This is a genomic window from Pseudoalteromonas sp. A3, assembly GCF_025942345.1.
Lineage (GTDB): Bacteria > Pseudomonadota > Gammaproteobacteria > Enterobacterales > Alteromonadaceae > Pseudoalteromonas > Pseudoalteromonas atlantica.
Genome location: NZ_JAPCKL010000012.1, coordinates 1 through 246, shown reverse-complemented (window position 1 = coordinate 246; position 246 = coordinate 1).

The window sequence follows — 246 nt, the reverse complement described above, 5'->3', positions numbered from 1 at the left end:
AAACGCTATGGTTACCAAGCAAATTAGGTGCAAAGGAGTAATGATAAGCACGTAGTGCTACTATTTCCTTTGCGCAAGGTGCCTCAACTTTAACGCTACGCGCTAAGAGTCACCTCATAAATTTGGAAAACTCTGATAATATTTTTTAAGTCTAAGTATTTATCTACTCTAGCTATTAACTTCTGTCGCTTGTTTCTGTCACAAAACGCGTTTGGCGTTGTATGGTTAAGCCTCACGGGTAATTAG